General features: G+C 51.0%; 24 protein-coding genes and 1 pseudogene. 6 read left to right on the forward strand and 19 right to left on the reverse strand.

Going from position 1 to position 24,773, the window contains the following annotated elements:
• Positions 1 to 28 precede the first annotated feature (28 nt).
• Entirely contained in the window at positions 29 to 796 is a 768-nt protein-coding gene (locus tag AC0YOA_RS00865; protein ID WP_475784995.1) for a sugar phosphate isomerase/epimerase family protein, read from the reverse strand.
• Between the two features lie 350 nt (positions 797 to 1,146).
• On the opposite strand from AC0YOA_RS00865, the gene AC0YOA_RS00870 reads away from it, so the two are divergent.
• Both AC0YOA_RS00870 and AC0YOA_RS00875 read left to right on the forward strand, forming a co-directional pair.
• The gene (locus tag AC0YOA_RS00870) at positions 1,147 to 1,854 is read left to right on the forward strand and encodes an MBL fold metallo-hydrolase (RefSeq protein ID WP_475784996.1); all 708 of its coding nucleotides are present in this window, start codon (positions 1,147 to 1,149) and stop codon (positions 1,852 to 1,854) included.
• Between the two features lie 4 nt (positions 1,855 to 1,858).
• Complete coding sequence (locus AC0YOA_RS00875) at positions 1,859 to 2,428, forward strand: TetR/AcrR family transcriptional regulator (RefSeq protein ID WP_475784997.1); 570 nt, start codon at positions 1,859 to 1,861, stop codon at positions 2,426 to 2,428.
• Here the strand turns inward: AC0YOA_RS00875 and AC0YOA_RS00880 are convergent.
• The 4 genes from AC0YOA_RS00880 to selD form a co-directional block, all read right to left on the reverse strand.
• The gene (locus AC0YOA_RS00880) at positions 2,416 to 3,186 is read right to left on the reverse strand and encodes an SDR family NAD(P)-dependent oxidoreductase (RefSeq protein ID WP_475784998.1); all 771 of its coding nucleotides are present in this window, start codon (positions 3,184 to 3,186) and stop codon (positions 2,416 to 2,418) included. The two genes, AC0YOA_RS00875 and AC0YOA_RS00880, sit on opposite strands and share 13 nt — an antisense overlap.
• Positions 3,187 to 3,197: 11 nt before the next feature.
• Entirely contained in the window at positions 3,198 to 4,355 is a 1,158-nt protein-coding gene (locus AC0YOA_RS00885) for a cysteine desulfurase family protein (RefSeq protein ID WP_475784999.1), read from the reverse strand.
• 93 nt (positions 4,356 to 4,448) lie between these two features.
• Entirely contained in the window at positions 4,449 to 5,510 is a 1,062-nt protein-coding gene (gene mnmH, locus AC0YOA_RS00890; protein WP_475785000.1) for a tRNA 2-selenouridine(34) synthase MnmH, read from the reverse strand.
• 44 nt (positions 5,511 to 5,554) lie between these two features.
• Positions 5,555 to 6,604 (reverse strand): selenide, water dikinase SelD, encoded by a 1,050-nt coding sequence (gene selD / locus AC0YOA_RS00895; protein ID WP_475785001.1) that lies wholly within the window; start codon positions 6,602 to 6,604, stop codon positions 5,555 to 5,557.
• Positions 6,605 to 7,054: 450 nt separating this feature from the next.
• Here selD and AC0YOA_RS00900 point away from each other — a divergent pair, with 450 nt between their 5' ends.
• Positions 7,055 to 7,831 carry a permease gene (locus AC0YOA_RS00900; RefSeq protein WP_475785002.1) on the forward strand — a complete coding sequence of 259 codons (777 nt, stop codon included), beginning with the start codon at positions 7,055 to 7,057 and terminating at the stop codon, positions 7,829 to 7,831.
• A gap of 196 nt (positions 7,832 to 8,027) precedes the next feature.
• On the opposite strand, the gene AC0YOA_RS00905 is transcribed toward AC0YOA_RS00900, so the two are convergent.
• The 7 genes and pseudogenes from AC0YOA_RS00905 to AC0YOA_RS00935 all read right to left on the reverse strand — a co-directional run.
• The gene (locus AC0YOA_RS00905; RefSeq protein WP_475785003.1) at positions 8,028 to 9,635 is read right to left on the reverse strand and encodes a gamma-glutamyltransferase family protein; all 1,608 of its coding nucleotides are present in this window, start codon (positions 9,633 to 9,635) and stop codon (positions 8,028 to 8,030) included.
• Positions 9,636 to 9,853: 218 nt separating this feature from the next.
• Positions 9,854 to 10,501, reverse strand: coding sequence for a FusB/FusC family EF-G-binding protein (locus tag AC0YOA_RS00910; RefSeq protein WP_475785004.1), 648 nt, complete (start codon positions 10,499 to 10,501; stop codon positions 9,854 to 9,856).
• Between the two features lie 277 nt (positions 10,502 to 10,778).
• Entirely contained in the window at positions 10,779 to 11,438 is a 660-nt protein-coding gene (locus AC0YOA_RS00915) for a peroxiredoxin-like family protein (protein ID WP_475785005.1), read from the reverse strand.
• A gap of 154 nt (positions 11,439 to 11,592) precedes the next feature.
• Positions 11,593 to 12,561, reverse strand: a complete 969-nt coding sequence (locus AC0YOA_RS00920) for a helix-turn-helix domain-containing protein (protein WP_475785006.1) — start codon at positions 12,559 to 12,561, stop codon at positions 11,593 to 11,595.
• A 32-nt stretch (positions 12,562 to 12,593) separates the two neighbouring features.
• Positions 12,594 to 12,926, reverse strand: coding sequence for a hypothetical protein (locus AC0YOA_RS00925; RefSeq protein ID WP_475785007.1), 333 nt, complete (start codon positions 12,924 to 12,926; stop codon positions 12,594 to 12,596).
• A gap of 138 nt (positions 12,927 to 13,064) precedes the next feature.
• Complete coding sequence (locus AC0YOA_RS00930; protein WP_475785776.1) at positions 13,065 to 13,664, reverse strand: methyltransferase domain-containing protein; 600 nt, start codon at positions 13,662 to 13,664, stop codon at positions 13,065 to 13,067.
• Positions 13,665 to 13,793: 129 nt separating this feature from the next.
• Positions 13,794 to 13,940: pseudogene (locus tag AC0YOA_RS00935) on the reverse strand (putative RNA methyltransferase); the annotation flags it as partial.
• 337 nt (positions 13,941 to 14,277) lie between these two features.
• Between AC0YOA_RS00935 and AC0YOA_RS00940 the strand changes: the two are divergent.
• Positions 14,278 to 15,141, forward strand: coding sequence for a pentapeptide repeat-containing protein (locus AC0YOA_RS00940; RefSeq protein WP_475785008.1), 864 nt, complete (start codon positions 14,278 to 14,280; stop codon positions 15,139 to 15,141).
• A gap of 90 nt (positions 15,142 to 15,231) precedes the next feature.
• Here AC0YOA_RS00940 and AC0YOA_RS00945 read toward each other — a convergent pair whose 3' ends face one another.
• Entirely contained in the window at positions 15,232 to 16,020 is a 789-nt protein-coding gene (locus AC0YOA_RS00945) for an aminoglycoside adenylyltransferase domain-containing protein (protein WP_475785009.1), read from the reverse strand.
• 82 nt (positions 16,021 to 16,102) lie between these two features.
• Positions 16,103 to 17,494, reverse strand: a complete 1,392-nt coding sequence (locus AC0YOA_RS00950; RefSeq protein ID WP_475785010.1) for a phospholipase D-like domain-containing protein — start codon at positions 17,492 to 17,494, stop codon at positions 16,103 to 16,105.
• Between the two features lie 325 nt (positions 17,495 to 17,819).
• Between AC0YOA_RS00950 and AC0YOA_RS00955 the strand changes: the two genes are divergently transcribed.
• Complete coding sequence (locus AC0YOA_RS00955) at positions 17,820 to 19,889, forward strand: methyl-accepting chemotaxis protein (protein ID WP_475785011.1); 2,070 nt, start codon at positions 17,820 to 17,822, stop codon at positions 19,887 to 19,889.
• A gap of 117 nt (positions 19,890 to 20,006) precedes the next feature.
• Here the strand turns inward: AC0YOA_RS00955 and AC0YOA_RS00960 are convergent, their stop codons facing one another.
• From AC0YOA_RS00960 to AC0YOA_RS00980, 5 genes are all read right to left on the reverse strand, one after another.
• Positions 20,007 to 21,017, reverse strand: coding sequence for a zinc-dependent alcohol dehydrogenase family protein (locus tag AC0YOA_RS00960; protein WP_475785012.1), 1,011 nt, complete (start codon positions 21,015 to 21,017; stop codon positions 20,007 to 20,009).
• A gap of 139 nt (positions 21,018 to 21,156) precedes the next feature.
• Positions 21,157 to 21,828 (reverse strand): DsbA family protein, encoded by a 672-nt coding sequence (locus tag AC0YOA_RS00965; protein WP_475785013.1) that lies wholly within the window; start codon positions 21,826 to 21,828, stop codon positions 21,157 to 21,159.
• A gap of 182 nt (positions 21,829 to 22,010) precedes the next feature.
• A complete protein-coding gene (locus AC0YOA_RS00970; RefSeq protein WP_475785014.1) occupies positions 22,011 to 22,865 on the reverse strand; it encodes a M56 family metallopeptidase in 855 nt (284 codons plus the stop codon).
• Between the two features lies 1 nt (position 22,866).
• Complete coding sequence (locus AC0YOA_RS00975) at positions 22,867 to 23,298, reverse strand: BlaI/MecI/CopY family transcriptional regulator (protein ID WP_475766727.1); 432 nt, start codon at positions 23,296 to 23,298, stop codon at positions 22,867 to 22,869.
• Between the two features lie 34 nt (positions 23,299 to 23,332).
• The gene (locus tag AC0YOA_RS00980; RefSeq protein WP_475785015.1) at positions 23,333 to 24,157 is read right to left on the reverse strand and encodes a DUF6597 domain-containing transcriptional factor; all 825 of its coding nucleotides are present in this window, start codon (positions 24,155 to 24,157) and stop codon (positions 23,333 to 23,335) included.
• Between the two features lie 127 nt (positions 24,158 to 24,284).
• On the opposite strand from AC0YOA_RS00980, the gene AC0YOA_RS00985 reads away from it, so the two are divergent.
• Complete coding sequence (locus tag AC0YOA_RS00985) at positions 24,285 to 24,737, forward strand: SRPBCC family protein (RefSeq protein WP_475785016.1); 453 nt, start codon at positions 24,285 to 24,287, stop codon at positions 24,735 to 24,737.
• Positions 24,738 to 24,773: the final 36 nt, after the last annotated feature.

Below are 24,773 nucleotides of genomic sequence, written 5' to 3' on the forward strand. Positions count from 1 at the left end.
GCAGAGCAACCAATCATTTGAATCTCATCTACTTGCTGAAAACCCGTTTCATAAAAGCCAGGCTTGCTGCAAACTCTGTGTCGGGATCATTGACCTTGCATTCCGCCGAGATCATGCCGCTGTATCCGGCAGCATGCAGGGAAGCTGCAAATTCGGCGTAAGGATATTGACCCGTCCCCGGAGAGAGACGCCCCGTATCGGCCAGATGGATATGGGCGAGCCAATCCTTGTTATCGATGAGCGTACCGAGAGGCTCATTCTCCTCATCCATATGATAAAAATCAGCCAACACCCGAATAGAGGGATGATTCACCTGTTTGGCGAACATGACCGCTTCGGATACGCTGCCCACAATGTTGGACTCCTTCGAATTCAGCGGTTCAATAGCAAGCGTGACGCCGGTTCCGGCAAATTCTGCGGCAATCCACTCCAGCAATTGCACAAACTGCTCCTCCGCTTGCTGGCGCTCCCAGCCGTCGGGGATATTACGGGAGCGTCCGCTGCCGAGTACGGCAATTTCCGCGCCGACTCTGTTCATGGCAGATGCGGCTTTATGGATATAACGCTGAATGCGGTTTACGTCCACTTCCGGACCTACGACTTTAATATCGCCTGGAAAAAAAACATTGAATGCCCGGACCGGAATCGGACTGTCCGCATAGACGGGAATTTTCTCGGCCGCTGCAGCCTCATTTTCCAAATCAAGCGATACAAGCGCGCATTCGATATAATCGAAGCCCAGCCGCTTAAGTCTCTCCCCTTCCTCAATACCACTGCACCAACCAAATGTGTACATATTTTTCCCTCCTATTATGAAAGCGTTTCAGTATAAGCTTACTGCGAAATGTCCAGGTTAACAAGTAATACTGCAACCGTTAGCTGCAGATTTTCGCAGCTCGGTTGTCAGTAAATCTGCAACCGTTAGCTGCAGATTTTCGCAGCTCGGTTGTCAGTAATACTGCAACCGTTAGCTGCAGGTTTTCTTAGATCGGTTGTCAGTAATACTGCAACCGTTAGCTGCAGGTTTTCGCAATCGGTTGTCAGTATCTCCAACAGGCAACCGCATGGCAAAAAACACTTTGCGCAAACTAACGATAAATGTTAATATACTAATATCATTAGTTTAAGAAAAGGAAGTGTTGATTCATGCGGATCCTTAAGTATGGTACGGTTTATCAATTAACATTTTTACCCCGTGCATTTCCTGTTAATTGTTATTTGGTGGAGGAAGAAACGGAGCTGACTTTAGTCGATGCCGGAATGCCTTTCAGCATCAAAGGCATTCTGGAAGCAGCGGCAGGGATCGGCAAGCCTCTCACCCGGATTGTCCTTACGCATGGGCACGGAGATCATGTCGGCGCTCTCGATGGCTTGAAACAAGCCTTGCCCGAAGCCAAGGTGTATATATCTGCACGCGATGCCCAGTTATTGGCCGGGAATAAATCCTTGCTGCCCGGAGAACCACAATCGCCGATTCGCGGAAGTGTTCCCAAATCCATCCGGACGAAACCCGATGTCCTGCTCGAAGAAGGCGACCGCATTGGGTCGCTTCAAGCCATTGCGACACCCGGGCATACCCCCGGACATATGGCCTTCATTGATGTGAGGAATAATGCGCTCATTGCCGGCGATTCCATGCAGACCCGTGGCGGCGTCGCTGTCTCCGGCAAAGTAAAATGGCGATTCCCCTTCCCGGCCATGGCAACCTGGAACAAGCAGGCTGCCCTGGACAGCGCAAGAAAAATGCGGGCATTAACTCCATCTCTGCTGGCTGTAGGCCATGGCAATGTCATTGTGAATCCTGCTTCAGAGCTGGATCAGGCGATACAACAAGCCGAGAAAGCATGGAGGTGATCAGATGGCTGCCCGCCCTGGCATCAATAAAATGGTTGTGCTGCAAGCTGCAATAAAGCTTGCAGATGAAATGAGTCTCGAACAAATTACATTGGCGCTTATCGCCCAAAAATTAAAAATAAAGACCCCCTCGCTTTATAATCACGTGGAGGGCATGCCCGGCCTTCGCCGGGATCTGGCGCACTGGAGTCTCGGCCAAATGAAGGAATATCTTGCGGACGCGGCTATCGGCGTATCCGGCGAGGATGCATTGATGGCGATGGGACTTGCTTATCTGGCTTTTGCCCGCAAGCATCCCGGCCTGTATGAGGCCTCCTTTTGGGGACCTGAGCGCAATGATGCTCATGCAGTACAACTGGGCGAGGAGATCATCCATTTAATCCTTCGCGTTATGGAGGTGTATGAGCTGTCCGAGGATGAAGCGCTTCATGCGGTTCGGGGACTGCGAAGCATTTTTCACGGATTTGTTTCCCTGGAGATCAATAAAGGCTTCGGTCTCGCCCTTGACCGTGATCAAAGCTTTCGCTATATCCTCCGAACCTTCCTTAGCGGATTAAAGCGTCAGAAGCCATAAATCGTCATGCCTCCATCGACGTAAAGCGTCTGTCCTGTCATGTAGGCCGCTGCGTCGGAAACAAGAAAGACGGCGGGGCCAACCAAATCCGGCAGCTCGCCGATCCGCTTCATCGGCGTACGGGACAGCACGTCCTGCAAGAAGACTTCATCGGACAGAATTTTTTCTGTGAGCGGCGTCTTAAAGTACCAGGGACCGATGGCATTGATGCGAATGCCGTATTTTCCCCACTCCAGCGCGAGGATTTTGGTCATTTGGATCAGGGCAGCCTTCGTTGAGCCGTAGACGACTCCCGTGCGCAGCGCAACATGGCCGGCGACGGATGAAATATTGACGATCGATCCGCCTCCGGCCGCCTTCATATGCTCCCCAACCATCTGCGAGAGAAAAAACGCCGATTTTAAATTCGTTTGCATAATCGTATCCCATTCATCCTCGGTCACTTCCAGCGCGGGGGTACGGATATTCATACCGGCATTATTGATCAGAATATCGATTTTTCCTGCCCAGGCTTCCGCTTCCCTAACGGCTTCCCTCAGACCCGACTGGTCCTTCAAATCAACCGGCAGCGTCAGCGCCCGGCGACCAAGCGATTCAATGATTTTCGCCGTACGCTTCAAATCCTCCGGCGTACGCGCCATCAGCGCCACATCCGCTCCAGCCTCTGCCAGCCCGACGGCCAGGGCTCTTCCGATGCCGCGGCCCGCTCCCGTAACGATTGCTTTTTTTCCCTCTAATTGAAAAGACGGCAAGTACATATGATTTCCTCCTATTCTCTCTCCAACAGGCGTTCCTTGATTAATGCGGATACATGCTCAATTTCATCGATGGTCGTATAGCGGCCAATCGAGAATCGTACCGTGCCGGCCGCGATATCCGGAGACACGTTCATAGCTTTTAGAACAGGAGATATATCCGCATCTCCCGTATGGCAGGCTGAACCCGTAGTAGCGGCAATTTCCGGTACCCGATCTAATAGCTCTCGACCTGTTTTCCCGATAAAACTGACATTCAACGTATTGGGCAGCCGTTCCTCCGGATGTCCATTCAGAACGATTTGATCATGAAATGTATCTGACAATTTCCTCCAGAGCAGGTCATTCAATTCCTTGATTCGAATCTGATCGTGAAGTGCCGCAGCAAGCTCTGCCGCTTTGCCCAAGCCGACAATATAAGGAACATTCTCGGTACCGGCCCGTCTGCCGGATTCGTGATTCGCGCCATGGATATGAGGTGTGAGTTCAGTGCCTTCTTTTACAAATAACGCACCGATTCCTTTTGGCGCATACATCTTATGACCTGCAATTGTGATGAGATCAGCCTGAAGTGCGTCCGCTTTGACAGCAATCTTCCCTGCAGATTGTGCAGCATCCGAATGGAGCAGAATACCCCTGCTGCGAGTGATTTTGGCAATCTCATGAATGGGTTGAATGGTTCCCGTTTCATTATTCGCATGCATCACGGAAACAAGAATCGTGTCTGCTGTTATGGCGGCAGCGATATCGTCCTGATGGACGCGCCCGTATTGATCCACGTCTACATAGGTGACGCGTGCCCCGATGGATTCCAGGAAGCTGCACGGACTCAGCACCGAAGGATGTTCGATTTTCGTCGTGACAATATGATTCCCGCGGTGGCGGTTGGCAAAATAAGCCCCTTTGACAGCAAAATTATTCGATTCGCTGCCGCCGCTCGTAAAAACGATCTCCTGCGGCTTGCAGCCGAGCAGGCCCGCTACCCGGCTTCTGGCAAGATCGACGGCATCTTTGATTGTATGCGTTGCCCAGTGAGAAGAAGAAGGGTTCCCGTAATGGTTCTGTAAATACGGGAGCATTTCATCCAGCACTTCCTGATCGATAGGCGTGCTTGCATTATAGTCGAAATAATAGCGGTTCTGTCCGGTCCCGTTTTGCACGACTGCCGTCATTCCTATCCCCCTCCTCAATCCGAAAAATCCCAGCCCGATTATCCCGTTCTTAAGAATTCGGGCTAGGCTAAGTCCAGGCTGCCCACTACCTTCTTACTTTTCATTCAATTGTAATTTAACACTCATTGCTTCGCTTATAATCTCTTCAATTTGGGTCATAGCGTCATCTACCGATGCAGCCTTCACGTAAGAAGTGACTTCTTCTTCATGAGTGCTCGAGGAATGGGAATACATAGGATCATAGTAATGAACAAGAAGCAGTTCCACTGCCGCTGCATACTGCTCATTCATCAGGCAGGATTCAATCTCCGCTGCGATGGGTGTATGGATTCTTGATTTTATTTGCTTGAAGGCCCTCATACATGCCTCAGCATTATCCCAAGGCTTATAGTCTTCGATAATTTGCCGTACACGAGCTTCAAGCGGGAGCTCGATTTGAATGTGGTGCCCGCTTGCACGCCTGTCCATAATGAGATCCGGGAGGGTAATTTTTCCAATGCGTCTGCTCTCCGCTTCGAACAGCATATAAGCAGGCTCGCTGTATGCGCGCAAATCATCCATAAGCAGCGCATCAAATGTTTTTTGATTATGGGCTTTTAATCCGATTTCCCCGAATATGGAGCCTCTGTGGCCGGCTAAACCCTCAAGATCAAGAACCGGATAGCCTTTATCCTTTAATTTTCGCAATATAGCGGTTTTTCCGCTGCCTGTATTCCCATGAATAACAAAAGCCTGCTGATCCAGCTGCAGCGTATTTAATTGCTCTACGACCCACTGCCGATAGGCGCGATAACCGCCTGTCAACCGATAGGCATGTATCCCCATCAGAGACAGCAGCGTCGCTGTGGTTTTACTGCGCATCCCGCCCCGCCAGCAGAATACCGATTTATTCTGGGGAATTTCAGCAAATTGCTTAATGAAAGCAGGCAGTTTGGCAGAGACGATTTCCAGACCTCTTTCCTTTGCTGCCTGTACGCTGACCTGCTTATAAAGCGTACCGACTTCTGCGCGTTCCTGGTCGTCGAACAAAGGAATGTTCAGGCTGCCGGGTATCGTCGCGTCGGCATATTCCGAGGGAGATCTCACATCAATCATGACGAGCTCCTTCCGGTCCCGATACGCCGACCATTCCTCAATCGTGATGTCTTGAAACATGTTTTTAAGACCCCTTCATGCTGTTCGATTTGTACTTAATAGCATTAAATAACGACAATGCGGCCAGCGCCTTCGGCCCCTGCCTCTCCGATAATGCTCGCTTCGACCCCCGCTGCCATGAGCTCTTGCAGCATTTCCTCTGATTGTTCAGCCGCCACAGCGATCAGGAGGCCCCCCGATGTTACAGCATCGCAAAGGATCCAACGGTCGATTTGATCCATCGCTTCGGGAAATGCAACATCATTTTCGATATAGGCAAAATTATTTTTTGTGCCGCCCGGAACAAATCCGGCTTCAGCCAGCTCTCTGACCCGGGGAAGCAGAGGAACCGCTTCTTTTACGATGGTAATCCCGACTTCGCTGCCTTTTGCCATTTCCAGAGCGTGTCCGATCAGACCAAAACCCGTTACATCCGTACACGCACTTACGTCATATTTGCTCATGATCTCGGCTGAGGATTTATTCAGTGTGGCCATAACGCGGGTAACCCGCTCAACTTCTTCGGCACTCAACTGATCTTTCTTGATTGAAGTCGTCATGATGCCCACGCCAATCGGTTTGGTCAGAATCAGCTTGTTTCCAGGCTTTGCGCCTGTGTTCGTTTTGATCTGATCAGGATGGATAAGTCCGGTCACCGCAAGTCCGAATTTAGGCTCTTTATCATCAATTGAATGTCCGCCAACAAGCGTAGCGCCGGCTTCTTTCACTTTATCTGCAGCCCCGCGGAGGATCTCCGCCAGAATCTGTTTATCCAGCGTGGCAATCGGGAATGCAACGATATTTAACACCGTTAACGGTTTCCCGCCCATGGCATAGATGTCGCTTATTGCATTTGCCGCGGCAATTTGACCAAAGGAATAAGGGTCATCCACGATAGGAGTAAAAAAATCCACCGTTTGAACCAATGCCAATTCATCGCTTATTCGAAATACACCGGCGTCGTCGCTGGTCTCGATACCAACAAGTAGATCAGGGTTGCGCTCTGCCAGGGGGAGGCTCCCGATGACTTGCTTAAGGTCAGCCGGTCCTATTTTGCAGCCGCACCCGCCTTTACTCGATAAGGAGGTTAATTTTACGGTATGATTGATATTCATTATATTCTTCCCTTCTCTGACATCTAATTGTGATGATCTGTATCATAAATGGTACCTGATTGCGCAAGAAAAATGCAAATGCAGATATCCTGCCCTCTCCTTATTATATGATATAATCCAGTGTAGTCATATGAACCTTATAGAATACTGGAGGATAACATGTCAACAATCAGGAATTCGAGTTTACGCACACCCGTCCACACCCGAAAAACATGGATGATGATTAGTTTATTTATCGTGATTACCATCGCCGGATTAACCTATGTAAAATGGGCGCCGTATTATCATAAGGCGATGTCAGCGGCAGATACACATTCGATCGGCTCATCCATTCTGAATGGCTTTCATGCGGATGACACTGTTTCGATATGGCAGTCTGCCGCAACATACGCGATGACTTATTTTAAAGCGGTCTGGAAGGCAGCCCTGCTGGGGATGATCGTCGGATCGATGATCCAGGTGCTGCTGCCGGCGAATTGGCTGCTTAAGCTGCTGGGCCGGGCTTCTTTTAAAAGCACTTTGATTGGCGGGGCCTCGTCTCTTCCCGGTATGATGTGCTCCTGCTGCGCGGCTCCTATTGCATCAGGGATGCGCAAACAGCATGTGTCCGTCGGAGCGAGTCTGGCTTTCTGGATGGGTAATCCCCTGCTTAACCCGGCTACACTCATTTTTATGACTTTCGTTTTATCCTGGAAATTTACTATTCTCCGTTTGGTTTTCGGTATTGTTATTACCTTCGGCATCAGCTATCTGGCAAACCGTTTCGCCAAACCTGATAACAAGACTGATGAATTGATTTCAAATCATCTGCCTTCAGTGGAAGCAGACAACCGCCCGCTTTGGTCGCGCTGGATTACAAGCTTCGGACGTATGCTCATACAAGTTATTCCGGCCTATCTAATTTCAGTCTTTATCCTTGGCATTTTACAAAGCTTTATGTTTCCCGAGTGGTTGAATGCAGGCTTTGCAGCGATAATCTTCTTTGCCATCGCCGGGACGTTTTTTGTTATCCCAACGGCTGCCGAAATTCCAATCATCCAATCCTTTCTTTCTTTTGGAATAAGCTCAGGCGCCTCAGCGGCGCTGCTGATTACCCTGCCGGCAATCAGTTTGCCGTCATTGCTGCTCGTCTCCAGAGCCTTTCCGCAAAAAGTGCTCGTATTCGTAACGTCCTCGGTCATTGTTTTAGGGATAATTTGCGGATGTGTCGGAGCTTTGTGGCTATAGCCGAGGCAGGTCAAGCTGCCGTACCTTCGTTATCATAGTCCCCTGTCATACAAGGTGCAGACCGCTGATAGATTCAATATCCGCCCCTGCCGTGAACAGAGGAGGACCGCCGCCTTATCAGCGGCGGTCCTCTTCTGCATACCGGCAAGTTAAGCATGCAGCTTCAGCTTAAACTAAGCAATCAACATTACCCCGTTCACCATACGCTCACCGCTCCATCTGTTCTCGGTTCCGTACCTCCCACCAAAATACCCTCCGGCGTTCTCCAAATAATCTGTCCACGGCCGAATCCCAGGCTTGGAGCATATTGAATACGATGACCCATTCGTCCCAAAGCACCCGCCATATGTTCGGGAAATGAATGCTCCAGATCCACCATATTGCCTTCCTTCCACTGCCATCTCGGAGCATCCAGGGCAGCCTGCGGATTCAAGTGAAAATCGATGGTGTTCATCACGACCTGCACATGCCCCTGCGGCTGCATGAATGCTCCCATGACCCCAAACGGCCCAACAGGCTGATTGCCTTTTGTCAGGAAACCGGGGATGATCGTATGATAGGTTTTTTTCCTGGGTGCCAGGCTGTTGTCATGTGCCGGGTTCAGCGAAAAAGTATGACCGCGATTCTGCAAGGCGATTCCCGTTCCCGGAATGACAATGCCTGAGCCGAATCCCATGTAATTGCTTTGGATAAAAGAAACCATGTTCCCTTCCCCGTCTGCGGTGGACAAATAAACCGTCCCGCCTTTGGGTGGACTGCCCGGCACCGGAAGCAAGGCTTGTCCGCCAATCAGCTTCCTTCTCTCATCCGCATAAGCGTCCGATAACAAAGCCTCGACCGGCATTTTCATTTTGGCGGAATCGGTTATATATTTCAGCCCGTCGGCAAAGGCAAGCTTGATGGCCTCGATCTGCTTGTGATACGTGTCCGGAGATTCCCTGGATGTGAATTCGAAGCCTTTTAATAAATTAAGAGCCATGAGTGCAACGATTCCCTGACCATTGGGCGGTATTTCCCATACATCGTATCCCCGGTAGTTTACTTTGACCGGTCGTACCCATTCAGGCTTGTAGCCCGCCAAATCTTCTTTCGTCAGATAACCGCCGTGCTTCTTAAAGAAGGCATCGATCTTCTCGGCCAACTCGCCGCGGTAAAATGCTTCGGCCTTCGTTTCGGCAATTAACTGCAGGGTAGCCGCATGATCTTCCGATTTCCAGACTTCACCGATCCTTGGGGCTCTGCCCTCCGGCGCGAATGTCTGAAACCAGTTTGCATATTCTTCTCCCTTCACATTTCTACTGTAATTATTGAACCCGTTGCTCCACCCTATCCCCAGAGTCGGGGTAACGGGGAAACCGTTTCGGGCATAATCAATGGCAGGCTGCATCACTTCGCTGAATGGAAGTTTTCCGAACCGCCCGGATAATTCCGCCCACGCGGCAGGCGCCCCGGGTACAGTTACCGGCACCACCCCATATGCAGGCATTTCCGAAAACCCTGCCTTGAGCAGGGCTTCGATGGATATGCTGTCCGGGGCAGGTCCGCTCGCATTTAATCCGTGCAATTCGCCATTCGTCCAGACCAGAGCAAATGCGTCAGAACCAATTCCATTCGAAGTAGGCTCAACCACCGTCAAACAAGCCGCGGTCGCTACAGCCGCATCGATGGCATTTCCCCCTTTTTTTAGAATGGCAAGCCCCGCCTCTGCCGCAAACGGCTGCGATGTAGCCACCATGCCATTCTTCGCGAACATGGCATTTCTTCGGGAAGGATACGGATAATAAGCTGAATCAAAATCCATCATAATAACAACTCCTTCTTTTCCCAATTTCAGATCCATATAGGATCATACCATCTCAACCTTAAAACCGCGTAAATAAGATGAAACGGCTTCGCCGTCCTTATGCAGCGCAGTAAGTTTCTTCACTCAAAAATATAAGCAAAGTATAGGTCAAATTTTATATTTCTTATATTTAGAAAAAAACGGCTGCCTTTTGCAGGCAGCCAGGTTCGTGAAGAGTGTCATTTTTTAACGGAATCAATAAATTTCTCCAGAAATGCAACATCCGTAATGCTGGTATTGCAGTGATGATTGTTCAGGCACAAATAATTGCCGAACGCCTTGTAATAATCCGGAGATGATTTCGCCGGTCTTGTTTTGACTGAATAAAAGGCAAGTTCTTCATAATTGTTGCATAAGAAGCAGTAACTCTTCTTATTGGTGGGCGTGAATCTGCCTTCGACACCAATGAATTGTCCAACTGCATGATAAACAATGAACAATTTATCCGTCGAAATGTCCGTCCAGCTCAGATAGGTCAAATACCGGAAATCAATCTGCGACAAATCAGGAAGCTTTAATTTTTTGTTCTTGGGGAACAGCTTCTGAATCTGCTTGTTCGTAATTTGCGGAAATTCTACTATATACGGTTCCAATGAACCCAGAAAATTCTGAAAATCCTCCGCTGTTGCTAGTGTAGGGAATTTCTCCAGCAGCTGTCTCTGGCTGTCGGTCAGGTCGGGAAACAGCTCGAATATTTTGGCTTCTGTACTGTCCCGTACCGATTCCAGCACTTTCAGATCAGAAACGGTTCGCAGAGCCTGCTTCAGCAGTCCGGCTTGCTTCTTGATCACGTTATATTGATGGTTTCTAATAAATGGTACACACATTGATGCTCAGCTCCTTATTTTATAGGGATTGAAAATAAGGTAGCAAAGCCCATTATTAGAAACGATATATGCTGGTTTGGGCGATGTTGTTATTCGTTATCGCGCCTCACGCAAAGTATCGCCCTGTAACAGGCTTTGCATGAGTGGAGCCAATCCGGCAATCTCTAATTGCCATCCATACCAACCCCCATCTCCTGAAGTTGATACCAGTATAAAGGAAAATCCCATTCAGCACAATTCATGGCGGTCGCGCTGATCCGTTGGCGATTCCCCTCTCCTATAAGGAGCGCAGAAGGTCCAATACCTCACCAGGCTCCATCCGCGACCGGTAGTCCGGGTTTACGCTCGCCATGCGGATTATGCCCTGTTGGTCGATCAAGTAGGTTGCGGGAACGGGAAGCTCCCAGGAATCGTCTCCGTTAAAGGCATCCGGAGAAAACCCGAGTGACCGGTAAATGCCGCGCAGCTCCTCCGCAAGCTTGAATTTAAGCTGGTATTTCTCTGCCACCTGATTGCGCAGATCACTCAATATGTGAAAGCTTAATTCGTTCTTCTCCTGCATGCTTAACGAATGATCCGGCGCTTGCGGACTGACCGCAAGCAGCCGGGCGCCGGCTTCACGAATGCTGTCCATGATTCGCTGGTATGCCCTGAGCTCCAGATTGCAGAACGGGCACCATTCCCCGCGGTAAAAGGTAAGAATAACAGGACCCTTCGCGATTTCATCAGATAAGGTGACCCCGATGTCTGTCTGATTGCCCAAGGTGAAGTCAGGGGCCACCGACCCCACCGCCAAGCCCTTGGCGATGCCCGATTCCCTGAGCTCCCGGACCGATTGCTCGAAAGCCTCCACGACCTCCTTCGGAAGAACCTCGATGCCATGTCTGGCCATGGCTTCCAGCTCATTTTGCAATTTCTGCTCCTGTTGGTTCGTCATTGTTCATCTCTCCAATCCACTTAATATGCTTTCAAGCGTACCAGTTCTCCCAATCAAGCCTCTACCGCTGGACGGAGCCCGGTGCTGGTTAGCGGGATTATCCACAGCCCATACGAAAAAAAACCACTCCGAAGAGTGGTTGGAGACAAGCGGTTTATGAACGCCGAACGAATTCGCCGGGGTTAACGCCGTATTTTTCCCGAAATGCTTCCGCAAAATAGCTGGGATTCGAATACCCCACCTCGCAAGACACCTCAATCACGCTGGTGCTGCCACTGCGGAGCAGCCGGTACGCTTTCTCCAGTCGTTGATCCCGCAGGTAACCGAACACCGTGCTGCCGTACATTACTTTGAAGCCGGTTTTTAATTTATAATCATTCAGGCCGATCAGCCGCGACAGCTCCATCAGCGAGGGAGGCTCCGCCATTCGCTCCAGAATGATCTCCCGGGCATGTTCAATCTTTGACCTGTCGGTCTTGGACAGTTTGGTTGAAGGCGGTTTGCCGTCCAGTAAGAAAGAGCCGAACGCCGAAGACATCAGCTCAAGCATTCTGCACTCCAGCTCAATATTGCGCACAGCCTGACCTCTGGCGGCTTGCAGCATATGACTCAGGAGGATAATCGTCGCCGGATCTATGGTCTGCTGGAACATACGGTACGGCTTATCCCCGATGATCCGGTCAAATTCGAATGACCGCGCACCGCCAGCCTCTTCCATAAAGTGATGAAAGGTTGAAACAGGGATCCCGATGCTTAACATTTGAAAAGCTTGATCCCCGCCAAAATGCATGCTGGCCTTCGCAGGATTGACGAACTGCAGAGTGTAGCTGCCGGGGGCTACCTCAAACTCCGCGCCGGAGACCCGGATTTCTCTGGCGCCCTGCAGGCAGTAGCTCAGCTCCACCATTGCTGTTTCCGTGTGAAGATCCACGGTATGATTGCGGTTCAGCCTGAACTCCGCGATAGCCACTCCCAGGTCGTTACGCGGCACCAAGCGATGAACGGAGCCCTCTCCCATCTGCGGATGGAGCTTCATCCGCTCCGTCCGGTTATCCGTCTGCCTGTACAATTCAAATCCGTCGAAGAAATGATTGAAATTATGATGAAAGTCGGTACTGCCCATAGCTCCCCCACCCTCATTAAAATAATAATCAATTATACGCGCTTGCTGTCCGGAAGACCACATAGGTTAAAGGATTGCAGTCCATCAGGATGTTCATGGAATTTCCCGGTTCCCGTCGTCAGATCTGTATCCGTCCAGAAGTTTTTTCGGCGCGCAGCTTCTCCATGCCTGTTCGAGAAGCACTTGCAGCTCCGCCGGCTCGACAACCGGAAGGTTAACGAGAACGTATGGATAGCTGCGGTAATAATCCGTAATGTGAAAAACTCGGGATTTACCTGCATCAGAATATCCCTGGTTTCAAAGTCCGTTCTCAGAACCAGCGTTTCCCCGTCTTCAAGCAGCCGGGCAAGCAATTTTCCACGCACCCGTAGTGCCGGAGTCCCGTAGGCTGAACCCTCCTCCACTCCAGGCAGTGCAAGAGCGGACGTGCGGACTGTCTTGAGATAAGCCGATTGATGAATAATGATCCCCTCCCAAAATTGAATTCATCAAGCCCTCCGGAACTATTTCTGTCCAATCAGGATGGTCAAGTCAACCGTGATCTCAGTCATATTCATTTCAGGAATTTGCTGCAATCGTTCTGCGGCAGTTCCCCATGACAGCGGGGTCATATGGAGCAGCGGCTCAATAAGAGTATGATCCAGGGGGAACCGATACCGGACCCGCTCCATGTCCATACGCGCAAACTGCTCCCTGAAACGCTCAATCGTGCTGTTGTTTGAATACGGCAGTTTCTTCGGCTTATGGGACAGGAAGTCTCTCAATTCTTGAAGATATTCCCGTTCCGGGATTACCTTGATGACAAATCCGTCGTCCGACAGCATTCTCTTAAATTCGGCGTAATTGGATGGCGACAAGAGATTCAGGATAAAATCGAATTGTTCATTGGCAAATGGACATTTCGCGATATCCGCCACGCACCAGACCAGATCCGGATATTCTCTCGAAGCGCTGGAGATTCCCTCTTTGGAAAGGTCCATGCCTACGCCCAATAGATCAGCTGGGATGTTTCGTGCCAGCTTCCCCTGAATGCTGTGCAAATGAGAGCCTTCTCCGCATCCGGCGTCCAATACACGAACCTCTTTGTTTGCCGTATTAAGCACGGTTCCGATCCTGCTGCTTATCCGTTCATTCAATGGCTCGAAAAAGCCGCTTCTGCAAATCGTCCTTCTGGATTCAAACAAGCGTTTATTGTATTTTGTTTTGTAGCCCTGGAGAGCCAAATTTATATATCCCTGCTTCGATAGATCAAAACAATGCTGTTTGGAGCATATCAAGCTCCTGGATTGAACCATTCTCATCGGATTGTAACAAATCGGGCATCTGAAAATGCCTTCACAGGCTGAAATAAGACCTGCGTGTATACTGTTTTTGGACACAAAAAAGCACCCCGTTCATTCGTAGTCGGTGAATGAAAGAAGGTGCAGTCAAATAAACCCAACCCATTTTCCTTAAAAATGGCTGGGATTCACTGATCTGCACCTTACATTACCGGTAACGAATGAATTGGATAATCATAAAGGTTACTCTCCTGTCAAGTTATGCGGGGACTTTCCCCGCCACTTATTATAACAGATTTATGCCGCCGTCCGGAATGCTTGTCCATCAAGCACTGCTTCTGGCGGAATCTCCCGGGGTACAAGCATTGACGGGAAAAATATTCAGTACTAGTATAAAAGAATTGAGAAAAAATTATGAAACGAAGGAGTCCGTATCTTGACAGAGAACCTTGAATATCCAGGACCGCTGCAAGGCGGTAACCGTCTTCATCTGCAAGCGGACTGCGAGAACTGCTTTGGCTTATGCTGCGCGGCGCTGCCCTTCGCAGCTTCCGTAGATTTTGCGATAGACAAAGACGCCGGGCAGCCCTGCCCGAATCTGCAAAGCGACTTCCGCTGCGGCGTTCACAAGAACCTCAGGCAGCTGGGCTTTCGCGGCTGTACGGTTTATGACTGCTTCGGCGCGGGGCAAAAGGTTTCCCAAGTCACCTACCGCGGACGTGACTGGCGGCAAGCACCGGAATCCGCGCAGCAAATGTTCGAAGTGCTGCCGATTATGCGGCATCTCCATGAGCTGCTCTGGTATCTGACCGAAGCGCTGACGCTGCAGCCGGCCCGCTCGATCCGCGGCGAACTCAGCTCCGCGCTCGGCGAGACCGAACGCCTCACGCTTCTTAGTCCCGACTCGCTTCTGGAGCTGAATGTGGCGGCACACCGGGCAGACGTGAATGCTCTGCTCCTGCAGACCAGCGAGCTGGTGCGGACAGAAGCCCGCCGCCAGCAGAAGAATCCGCCAAAACGCCAGAATGTCTATGGACGGGGCGCCGACCTGATCGGGGCGAAGCTTAGAGGAGCCGATCTCAGAGCAGCCAACCTGCGCGGCGCCTACCTTATTGCCGCTGATCTACGAGAAGCTGACCTGAGGGCTGCCGACCTGATCGGCGCTGATTTCCGCGACGCTGACCTGAGGGGAGCCAACCTTACCGGGAGTATCTTTCTCACCCAGGCCCAGCTTAATGCGGCGAAGGGCGACCCTAATACCAAGCTGCCGCCGCTGCTCACACACCCCGCGCACTGGTAAGCTTGCGATGCATCAAGCGGCCGAAGGCAGCAGCAGCAGTCCCCCGGACAACAACGGATTGGACATGTCCATCACCGTCAATCCAATGGCCTAGAGATTCCCATCCCCGTCAAACAGCAGCCTGCATTGATCGACCGCAAATTCTACGAATTCCCGTGTTTGCAGCAGTGCTGCCCCCTCTTCCGCCTCAGGGGATTCCCGCCATACAAGAGCTTGCTGGACAAACGGTTTCCACTGCGGCCATTCCTCCTGCGCCCATAACGCCGCCTGTTTCTTGGAAGCGTGCTCTCTTGTCTGCAGTGTATAGCAGGAGCGGCACATGGTCAGGATGGCATAGGCTTGTGCCCCGCGGCGGGACTCCAGATCCATGATCCTGCTCCGCCAAGCCATTGCGTTCATGTAGATGTTGGACAGAAATTCTTCCCTGGAAACCGGTCCGATGATGGCTTCTGCCGGAGGTCCGATGATGACACGCCCATATTCACGCACCAGGTACCAGTTTACAAGCCATGCCGCTCCCGCCTCTTTGAGGTGAAAAGGTTCACCCGGACTGATGATGCCAATCATGCTGGAACGACTGCGGAAGGTTTGCAGCGCGGCTAAACTAAGGTAAGCGACCTCAATCCGGTCATCCCAGCGGCCGTGGCTGCGGGCAAAGTCCTGATGCATCCTGCTTACTTTGTCCGCTTCAGCATTCTCGAGCCCTGTGGAAATAACGGCCAACAAATCAATATCGCTAATCTCGGCATCAAAATCCCCGCTGACCAGAGAGCCGTACAAATACAAACCGACGAGCTTATTGCCTAAGACGCGCTGCATTTCTGACAGGAGTTGTCTGATCACTTGATTGACCTCTGAATACGGTGTTGGAGCATGCACAGCCAGCCCTCCTTCATTTCCTCTGCTTCCAAAATTATCTTTACGATAAAGGGCAACTGTAAGCGCAGCAGCGGCAATACTGCTATTGTCCGTAAGCTGCCGGATCCATGCTGAATGCAAGACCCTGCCAATTGAAATCCCCGCGATCTCTACCGAGGCGATTTGCGTGAGCAATATCCCGATAACGCCGAAGCGCGGCGCGGTCGTCCACTTGCCCGGTATCCTGACCTAGATGCTCGGACAGAAGCTGGCAGCGCAGCTCGCGCACCACCTGCGGATCATGGAATGAAGCATTCATCTCCGTATGGCCGAATAGTGAATTCGAGTGAAGATTGCAGGATCCTATTGTCGCCCATTCATCGTCGATCAGCATGATTTTGGCATGTACGTAGATGCTGCTGCGGCCGCCCCGCCCATTGGGTCCGGCAATCCCGGCAAGCGCGAAATTCTCGTATCGGCCCAGTGCAGCGATCTGCTCGAAGAAGCTTTTGCTGTCGGGACGCTGGCGGTATTTGCGCACATGTTCCTCCGGCTCGGCCGGAACAAGCAGAACGATATCTACGCCCCGCTTCAGAGCCTCTTCCAGCCTCGCGGCGACTTCCGGTACTGGGATAGCTTGATTCTCGATGTAAATCGTGCGGCGAGCGGCGTTAATGGCCTGAACGTACTGGTCGAAAATGGTCCTCTCGCCGCTGGCTATATCGTAGGGACTGCCTCCGGGGGTCGGGCAGCCGTCGCTGTAGCGGCCTGCATACACGTGCCGCTGGATTTGCAGCAAACTGCCGCCCCGCGAAGCGGATACGCTCGTCGGGAAGGGCATCTTCTCGTCGCCGCTGTGGCCCCATACACCGTCTTCTTCCGCACGCTCGCTGGCTTCATTCCATCGCTGGACAAAATTGTGATGCACGTCGGTCGCGGATGGTCCCGCCACTTCGACATAGACGTCATGACGCTGACCCTCCCCTGCATGGCCGGGTTCAACGGATCTGAAAGTGGGATTAATCCCGCCGACAAATGCCGTCTCGTCAGGTTGGCCGGCATCAATCAGCCAGCTTTTTTGATGCTGGCAGTAGTACCCGTGAGCACGATCCCAGCGGATGCGAAAACGCGAACCACGCCTACCAAGCCCTTCGCGTTCAGCTTGAGATCCCCAGAACGCTTGCCCGTACCCGCTGCTCTCCGGATTAGGGCGCCAGAAAATGACGCGAACATCCAGCCCCCGTGCCACCGCACGATCCAGTACGTCGAACAGGCTGCCGCGCCCATCCGGCATCTGGAAGTCCGGTGCCATAAAGGTGACCGTAAGCCATACACTGTGCCGCGCGGCTTCAACCGCCTCGCAAATCCGCCGGAAGGCAGGTCCGCTGTCCACAAGCGGTCGGATCATATTGCCATTCCGTAAAGGATAAGAGCCTGTGGCGATGAAAGGGATTTGCATTTGGGAACCGGTAGCTGTGACATCGGTTTGATTCATAACGGCCTCCTTCTAATGTGCCTGCTTGCCTATTTAACCGGCAGCTTGGCCGAACCTGTATTCTGCGTTTTTTTACATACCCCGATTCTCTCCCTATCATCTTATCCTATGAAATTGCAATATTTCTACCCTTCTATATGAGGGATTCCGTGAGCACTCCGGAGCTATCCAAAGTCCTGAATATAGATATTATCTATAATTATATCTATAAAATTAGATTTCTTTTTACACAAACAACCAAAATATTTAACACCTCTCATATAATTCGGCGTTAATCTAGGAAATAGGAACTACATAAGCAGATGAAAGTGAGGCTGTTCGCTCTATGCAATCCCAATTGCAATATAACGTATTCAGATCGGTTGGCGCCAAGCTGTTCCTTTTTCTGTTCTCCGGCATAATCATAAGCGTTCTGTCTGTAGGACTCGTGGCTTATGATATTTCCAAAGGGATCATTGAATCCCAGGTATACTCCGCCGGACAGCAGACCCTTGAACAAACCTCCGATAAACTGAATGTCGTCCTTGGCCAATTCGAGGCATTGGCACAGCAGCTGGCCATCGATCAGGCCGTTCAGCAGCAGATGGATGTCCTTCTTAAGGATCGGCAAAGCTCCTATGCCGTGTTCCAGGTCTTCACCTCGCTTATTGAACGCCTGCAAACCTATGCCATGAATAATGCAGCCATTACGGACAGCTACCTGATTCCCGTCAACGATACGATTACAGGCAATCTGGCAGCAACCTCCTCTCCGATCATCGGTACTTCCTCTATCCTGCTGGATCACATCAAGGAGCAGCCCTGGTACCAATCTGTCATTGAGGCAAAAGGAAATCCGGTGTGGATTCCCATTACCCCAAGCGTACCCGAGAATATATCAAATTCCTCGCAAGCAGGACATACGATTGGCGTCGCTATTCTGCTGCAAAGCTCGGCGAGCAAAAAGGACACCTTCATCCTGCTGATCGAGCTCAGGCTCAGCGACATCATAAAGTGGTTTGAATCGGTTTCGATCGGCAGCGGCGGCAAAATGATGATTGTGGATGCGGACAATCATTATGTGTACTCTCCCGCTGACCAGTTAATTGGACAACCATCCGATATCGGAACCGGCAATAATCAAACAGGAGTAACGTTTCATACAGAAGATGGCCGGAAGCTGGTCACCTATTTCGGATTGATCAAGCTGAATAACTGGCGTTTAATCGGAACCGTTCCCTATAAGGAATTGATGAAAGGAGCCGATCAGATTGCCTGGTTAACCTGGGGGATTGCGGGATTGGCTGCTCTTCTTGCACTCGGAATGAGCTGGCTGGCCGTCAGGCTTATCGCAGCGCCTCTCGCCAAGCTTCGCGATCTGATGATTGAAGGGAAGAAAGGCAACTTAAGCGTGCACTCCACGATTCGCTCCCGTGATGAAATCGGTCAGCTTGCCCAAAGCTTCAACGATATGATGTCCCAAATCGGCGGCCTCGTAGGAGAAATGAAAGTCTCCGCACAGGAAGTATTCGATTCTTCCGCTTCTCTTGTGGAGGTGGCGGACAGAACATCCCATTCCGCTAATGAAATTGCGGTACTGACGGGAGAGATAGCCGCCGGCTCAGTTAACCTTGCTTCCGAAGCGGAATCCGGCAGCAATCTGGCCCAAAATCTTCAGAAGCAGATGACGCTTCTTCTGGAATCCAAAACACAGATGGAAGCAGCCGCTTCGGATGTGTCGGCAAAAAGCGAGCAAGGCTCCTCCTTCATGATCGCCTTGATGGCAAATACAGATATTTCGGAGAATAAAATCCGCATTATGGCTGACAAAGTGACTCAACTGGAAAAAAGCACCCTCACTATTCGCAGCATTCTCACATTTCTGAATCAGATCACGAGTCAAACCACGATATTGGCCCTTAATGCATCAATCGAGGCATCCCGTGCCGGAGCTTCAGGAAACGCGTTTCGGGTTGTAGCGGGCGAAGTGGGTAAGCTTGCGGAGAGCTCGAAGCGATTTATTGAGCAGGCGAACGAAACGACAGACGGGATCGAACAGGAAATACTTCAAACGGTCAGACTGTTCGCGGAAATCTACCCCCTGTTCACCGAGCAGGTCGATTCAGTGAAAGAGGCCGCCCGCAGATTTCTGGAGGTTCGAACGCTGATCGGGGAGCTGTCCCAGCAGCTACACAAGGTAAACTCTTACATTGAATCCCTGGATCTGACCCAGTCCCAATTAACGGAAACTGTGGGTAATGTAAGCGCGGTGGCCGAACAATCATCAGCAGCAACGGAGCAGGTCGCATCTGCCAGTACGGGTCAGAGCGCTGTGAGCGAAAGCTTGTCGTCACAGTCCGTCAAGCTGCAGCAGGTGTCGCAGCGGCTGGAGAAGGCGCTGTCCCAATTTTACTAGGATTCATGGGCTGCTTTATTCAGGACAACCGCTCTCAACGCAAATAAGGGGTCCTGCTGACCCCATATTTGATCCTATTGTTTTAACCTATCCTAGACGGCAGGAATGGAAATTCGGTCAGGAAATGCGGATGACGATTTTACCGAAAGCTCCGCTGCTCAAATGCCTGTAAGCCTCAATCGCTTCCTCAAATGGATAAACGGTGTCAATCACCGGCTTGATTTTGTACTTATCGAATGCCAGATTCATCTTCTCCAGCGCTTGACGATGTCCGACCAGAATGCCCTGCACCTTGGCCTGCTTGGACAGCAGCGAGAACAGGTTGACCTCGGCCATCATGCTTTTCAGAAATCCGATAATATAGATATATCCCTGCGGAGTAAGAGCGTCGATCGAACGATTGATGCTGTCGCCGCCCACGACCTCGAGGATATGCTGAGCGCCTTTGCCAGCTGTTAGCTTCAGCACTTCCTTTTCCCAATCTGGCGTCGTCACATAATTGATAATATCTGATGCGCCCAAAGCTTTTACCCGCTCACCCTTCGCATCGCTGCTGGTGGTGGCAATAACCCGCGCACCCAAAGCCGCGGCGATTTGCACGCCAAAAATCGATACGCCGCCCGTGCCTTGTATCAGCACGGTTTCGCCCGCCTGCAAATTGCCGTATTCCACCAAAGAAAACCAGGCGGTGAGCGCGGCAATCGGCAGCGTCGACGCTTCTTCGTCCGTCAGGTTGGAAGGCGTCAATACGGCGGCGTCCTCTTCCAAAATCATATATTCCGCGAGACCGCCATCATTCGGTCCGCCAATCGCATAGGGGGCATCATTATCGTTCGGAGCCCCTTCGATCCATTTGGTGTACAGATGGGATATGACCCGGTCGCCTGCCTGAAACCGTGTCACCTCCGAGCCAATTTCCTCAATAACCCCGGCCGCGTCGGACACGGGCACAAATTTCTTGCTCATCATATCCGGCAAATAAATACCGTCGATAATGGCTTTATCTCTAAAGTTGAGCGATACGGCTTTCACCCGCACCAGCAGCTGTTTCGGGCCCGGCTTAGGGGTGCCGATATCCACCAGCTTAAGATTTTCCAAACCGATGCCTTGCTTTTGCCATGCTTTCATTTTATAATTCCTCATTTCATTTATAGAGTTAATATACTTATTATCGTACCATATTGCCGGAACGAAGCACAAAACAAATAAGCCCGCCGTATAGGCGGACTATCGCCGGCGGCCAAAATGATAATCGCTGCTTTTTATCCTATTGCCCGTCCTCTATAAGCTTGACCAGAGTATCATAATCAAACGGATTCTGCAGCTTCACATTATTCACGATAATGGTCGGGGTCTGCTCGATCTGAAAGTCTTGAACGAGCTCCTGGTCCCTGCCCACCTGCGGCAATGTCGCCTGCATGTCCAAATCTTGCTGCAGCTTGGCGACATCGATCGGCGGCTCAATCTTATTTGCGATCTCCAATATTTTGTCCGGCGTTATCCAGGGCGCGTCATGATTGTCGGTCGGCTGCGCCTGAAACAGGGCTTTGTGAAACGGCCAGAAGCTTTCCGGATTTTCGGACCATACCGACTCGCCCGCCATGGCTCCCAATTGCGATTCCTCTCCATGGAACAGGACATTGATATAGGAGAATTTCACGATTCCCGTATCAATATAGTCTTTTTTCAGCTTCGGATAGATTTGATCCGACCATGCTTTGCAGGATGGACATTTATAATCTCCGAATTCCATGATGGCAACCTTGGCATCCACGCTGCCTTCAACGGGTTGATTGGCTATATCCGGAGCGGAAGCCAGAGATTCTGTCACTTCAGCCTTCCTGGAGGCTTGATTCAGCACAACCAGCAGAACACATAAAACTACAATGACTAGTGTAAACAGAACCAGATTTTTTGGTCCTTTCTTGGCTTGAGCCATATAAACATTCCTCTCCTTGAATATAAAGTGCAAAAACTTGATAGGTACCGGTTCCTTTCCTATTATTCTACGAACTGTAGTTTAATTCGAGACGGTTTACCTTTTTCCTTTTGCCTATGAATAAAATCCAATAATCTGTCATTATTTAAATCAATGGGGTGAACAGCCCGGCTTGGGTGCCTTCAGATACATGGTCCGGCCCCTAACATTGCCAGCATCAGCACCATGATCACGATGGAAATTGTTACTGCCCTTTTGTGGATGATGGGTATAACAAGATCTCCCTCCGGGTTGAGAATTTGTTGAATACGGTAGTTGACAGCCCCATCTGCAAAATGGACGCCGATCCGGGGCATTGGCTCGTGTTTGAGTTTCAGCAATGACATCAAAGCGCTTCCCAGAGGAGCGGTCCCGTTCATCCGGCTGATCGCGTACCTGTCTGCCAACAGCTCTGTCCAGACGGTATAATAACGGGTCAGACCCTTAATCAGGGGCACATACGCAAAACCCCGGCTGGCCATCGTTAAAACCAGCATTTGCAATGGGTGGCGCTGCTTGCAATGGTAAATCTCATGAAACAGGATGGCTTCCATTTCCGCCGTTGTGAACTTTTCGATGGCGCCCGAGGACAGCAGAATTGCCGGCCGCAACACTCCAAAGGACATTGCCGCAAAAGCAGGCGAATGAATAACATAGATCCGCATATTTTCCTGCCGGTAGTTCCGGTTCCATATAAGCGTCAAATCCCGATGGACATGCTTCCGGATATGTCTCCGCAGACGAACATAAACCACCATCTGGCTCATGCCAAGGTATAGGATAACGGCCATCGAGTAAAGGGTGAAGCCGTTGTACAGCCTCTCATAGAACACATGATTATGAAAAACAGCTCTTACCGCGTTTGCAATCCATTGCGACAAATCAGAGCTGTATGCGACATCCCGGAGCTGATGGATCAGACTGTAGCCCATCTGCAATATAAGCCAGCCCGCCGTGAGAAAAATCGCAGCTAACGCCATCTTGGGTTGCCTTGGCATCTTAATTCCCTTCATTTCGTTTCAATTCATCCAGTCTTTGTTGAAGTTTCTCAATCCATTCCGGGTCCGCTTTATCGAGCCGGTCAATAAAGTGATTGGCGACCAAGGAGCCGAAATCATCCAGCAGACCATCCGTAACATACTTCGTCTGCTCCATGATGAATTGTTCCCTGCTTTGCACCGGATAAAAAAAGGTAAGCCTGCTGCGGCCTCCGCCGCTCGTCTCCTTGCGCAGATGCCCTTTTTCGGACAAGCGGATCATAACGGTCATAACCGCGTTAAATGAAATCGGCTGCTCAACGCGGATCAGCTCATGTGCCTGCTTGATCGTCAGTTTTTCTTTTTCCCACATGGTATTCATGATTTTAGCCTCGAGGGAGCCAAAAAACCGCAGCAGCCCTTCCTCGTTCAAATTCAGCCTGTTTATTCTCAATGATATGGATGCCTCCCGAACCTGCTATAACAATCTATCGATGTCTGACGTTCCTGACATATTCCTCCGGCGGCTGGCCGATCATCGTTTTGAAGTCCTTGATGAAATGGGCCTGATCGTAATACCCCAAATCCTGCGACAGCCTGGTCCAGTCTGTGACGCCGCCTCTCTCCATAAGCTCCGCCGCTTCCTGGAGCCGGTAGCGCTGAATCACCCACTTCGGGCTGACGCCGACATAACGGCTGAACAGACGCTGCAGCGTTCGCTTGTTCATGCCGAATAAAGACACGATATCCTCGACCCGCACCATCTCTCGATCCCTTATGATGGCGTCGACAATCCGGTTCACAAGCTCAACATTACCGTCCGGTTCCGGGAGCCGTTCGCGCAGAAATTCCCAGGCGATCCGGGCTTGCTCTTCCTCCTTCACCTCGCTGAATAGCCGTTCCTCCAGCATCCCGGGGGCGGAACCGAAAATTTCGCGGAAGGGTATGACCTGATTGGTAAGAGAAGATACAGGCTGGTTCCAGAACGGATAAAATCCTCCTATCCGGAATTTGACGCCGAGCACCTGCCCTTCTCCTTCCAGCACTCTGGTAAAGGTAGTGTCCGGAACACCATATAAGAATGTTTCGATTCGTTGACCGGTCCTCTCGAACGCCAGCTGGATACTGGGGAATGATAAAACCGTCTGGCTGTGCGGGGCTTGTCCCCGCAGATCCCAGCGGAGGATCCAGAGATGCTCAATGTAAGGAGCCAGGTCCTGCCCAGGCAGCAGCCGCGACAGCGAAAAGCTGCGCATGCCCGATTCGGCATTCAGAATGCCCTTGTTTGACGGCGCTGTATCCGGTTTCAACATTATCGCTCACCCCTCTGGCCATTGTCGCGTTTTTACAATACAGTCTGATGCAGTCATCCTATTATAAAGTAGCAGTTAACCGTTGTTTCCGCAATGCGACAATACTGAAATGGAGAGTGTTATACCTATGGAACCGCTCAAATACGAATTCTATGTCGGGGCTAAGCCCGAGGACGTCTGGCAGATTTTCGTTTCGCCGGAAGGCACCAAAGCCATATTTTTCGGCTGTATTCTGAACTCAACCTTCGAAATCGGGGCTCCCTATGAATATGTTGGACCTGGCAACGACGGGGAGAATACGGTGCATGTGTACGGCAAGGTGCTGGAGTTCGAGCAGAACCGGATAATGAGCTATACCGAGCATCCCGGCCCGTCTTACCGCGAGAACCACGCCGAGCTTGAGACGAGGGTTACGCTGACGCTCGAGACAGTGGGCAATTGCACGAAGATAACGCTGATTAACGACTTGTGGCCGGACAACCATCCTTCCTATGAAAGCACGAAGGGCAGCTGGGCGATGATTCTCAGCAATATCAAGACATACGCCGAAACGGGGAAGACCCTTGATTTTGGCTGGTAAATGGACAAATAACCCTCTCAAATGAGAGGGCACGAA

The sequence above is a fragment of the Paenibacillus sp. JT22N12 genome (genome assembly GCF_056269365.1).

Coding starts and splice junctions, on each gene's coding strand:
- AC0YOA_RS00955 (WP_475785011.1), top strand. CDS start 17,820: ATGCAATCCCAATTGCAATATAACGTATTCAGATCGGTTGGCGCCAAG.
- AC0YOA_RS00965 (WP_475785013.1), bottom strand. CDS start 21,828: ATGGCTCAAGCCAAGAAAGGACCAAAAAATCTGGTTCTGTTTACACTA.
- AC0YOA_RS00980 (WP_475785015.1), bottom strand. CDS start 24,157: ATGTTGAAACCGGATACAGCGCCGTCAAACAAGGGCATTCTGAATGCC.
- AC0YOA_RS00960 (WP_475785012.1), bottom strand. CDS start 21,017: ATGAAAGCATGGCAAAAGCAAGGCATCGGTTTGGAAAATCTTAAGCTG.
- AC0YOA_RS00970 (WP_475785014.1), bottom strand. CDS start 22,865: ATGCCAAGGCAACCCAAGATGGCGTTAGCTGCGATTTTTCTCACGGCG.
- AC0YOA_RS00915 (WP_475785005.1), bottom strand. CDS start 11,438: ATGACGAACCAACAGGAGCAGAAATTGCAAAATGAGCTGGAAGCCATG.
- AC0YOA_RS00865 (WP_475784995.1), bottom strand. CDS start 796: ATGTACACATTTGGTTGGTGCAGTGGTATTGAGGAAGGGGAGAGACTT.
- AC0YOA_RS00920 (WP_475785006.1), bottom strand. CDS start 12,561: ATGGGCAGTACCGACTTTCATCATAATTTCAATCATTTCTTCGACGGA.
- AC0YOA_RS00875 (WP_475784997.1), top strand. CDS start 1,859: ATGGCTGCCCGCCCTGGCATCAATAAAATGGTTGTGCTGCAAGCTGCA.
- AC0YOA_RS00900 (WP_475785002.1), top strand. CDS start 7,055: ATGATCCAGGTGCTGCTGCCGGCGAATTGGCTGCTTAAGCTGCTGGGC.
- AC0YOA_RS00880 (WP_475784998.1), bottom strand. CDS start 3,186: ATGTACTTGCCGTCTTTTCAATTAGAGGGAAAAAAAGCAATCGTTACG.
- mnmH (WP_475785000.1), bottom strand. CDS start 5,510: ATGTTTCAAGACATCACGATTGAGGAATGGTCGGCGTATCGGGACCGG.
- AC0YOA_RS00905 (WP_475785003.1), bottom strand. CDS start 9,635: ATGATGGATTTTGATTCAGCTTATTATCCGTATCCTTCCCGAAGAAAT.
- AC0YOA_RS00885 (WP_475784999.1), bottom strand. CDS start 4,355: ATGACGGCAGTCGTGCAAAACGGGACCGGACAGAACCGCTATTATTTC.
- AC0YOA_RS00910 (WP_475785004.1), bottom strand. CDS start 10,501: ATGTGTGTACCATTTATTAGAAACCATCAATATAACGTGATCAAGAAG.
- AC0YOA_RS00985 (WP_475785016.1), top strand. CDS start 24,285: ATGGAACCGCTCAAATACGAATTCTATGTCGGGGCTAAGCCCGAGGAC.
- AC0YOA_RS00950 (WP_475785010.1), bottom strand. CDS start 17,494: ATGAATCAAACCGATGTCACAGCTACCGGTTCCCAAATGCAAATCCCT.
- AC0YOA_RS00870 (WP_475784996.1), top strand. CDS start 1,147: ATGCGGATCCTTAAGTATGGTACGGTTTATCAATTAACATTTTTACCC.
- selD (WP_475785001.1), bottom strand. CDS start 6,604: ATGAATATCAATCATACCGTAAAATTAACCTCCTTATCGAGTAAAGGC.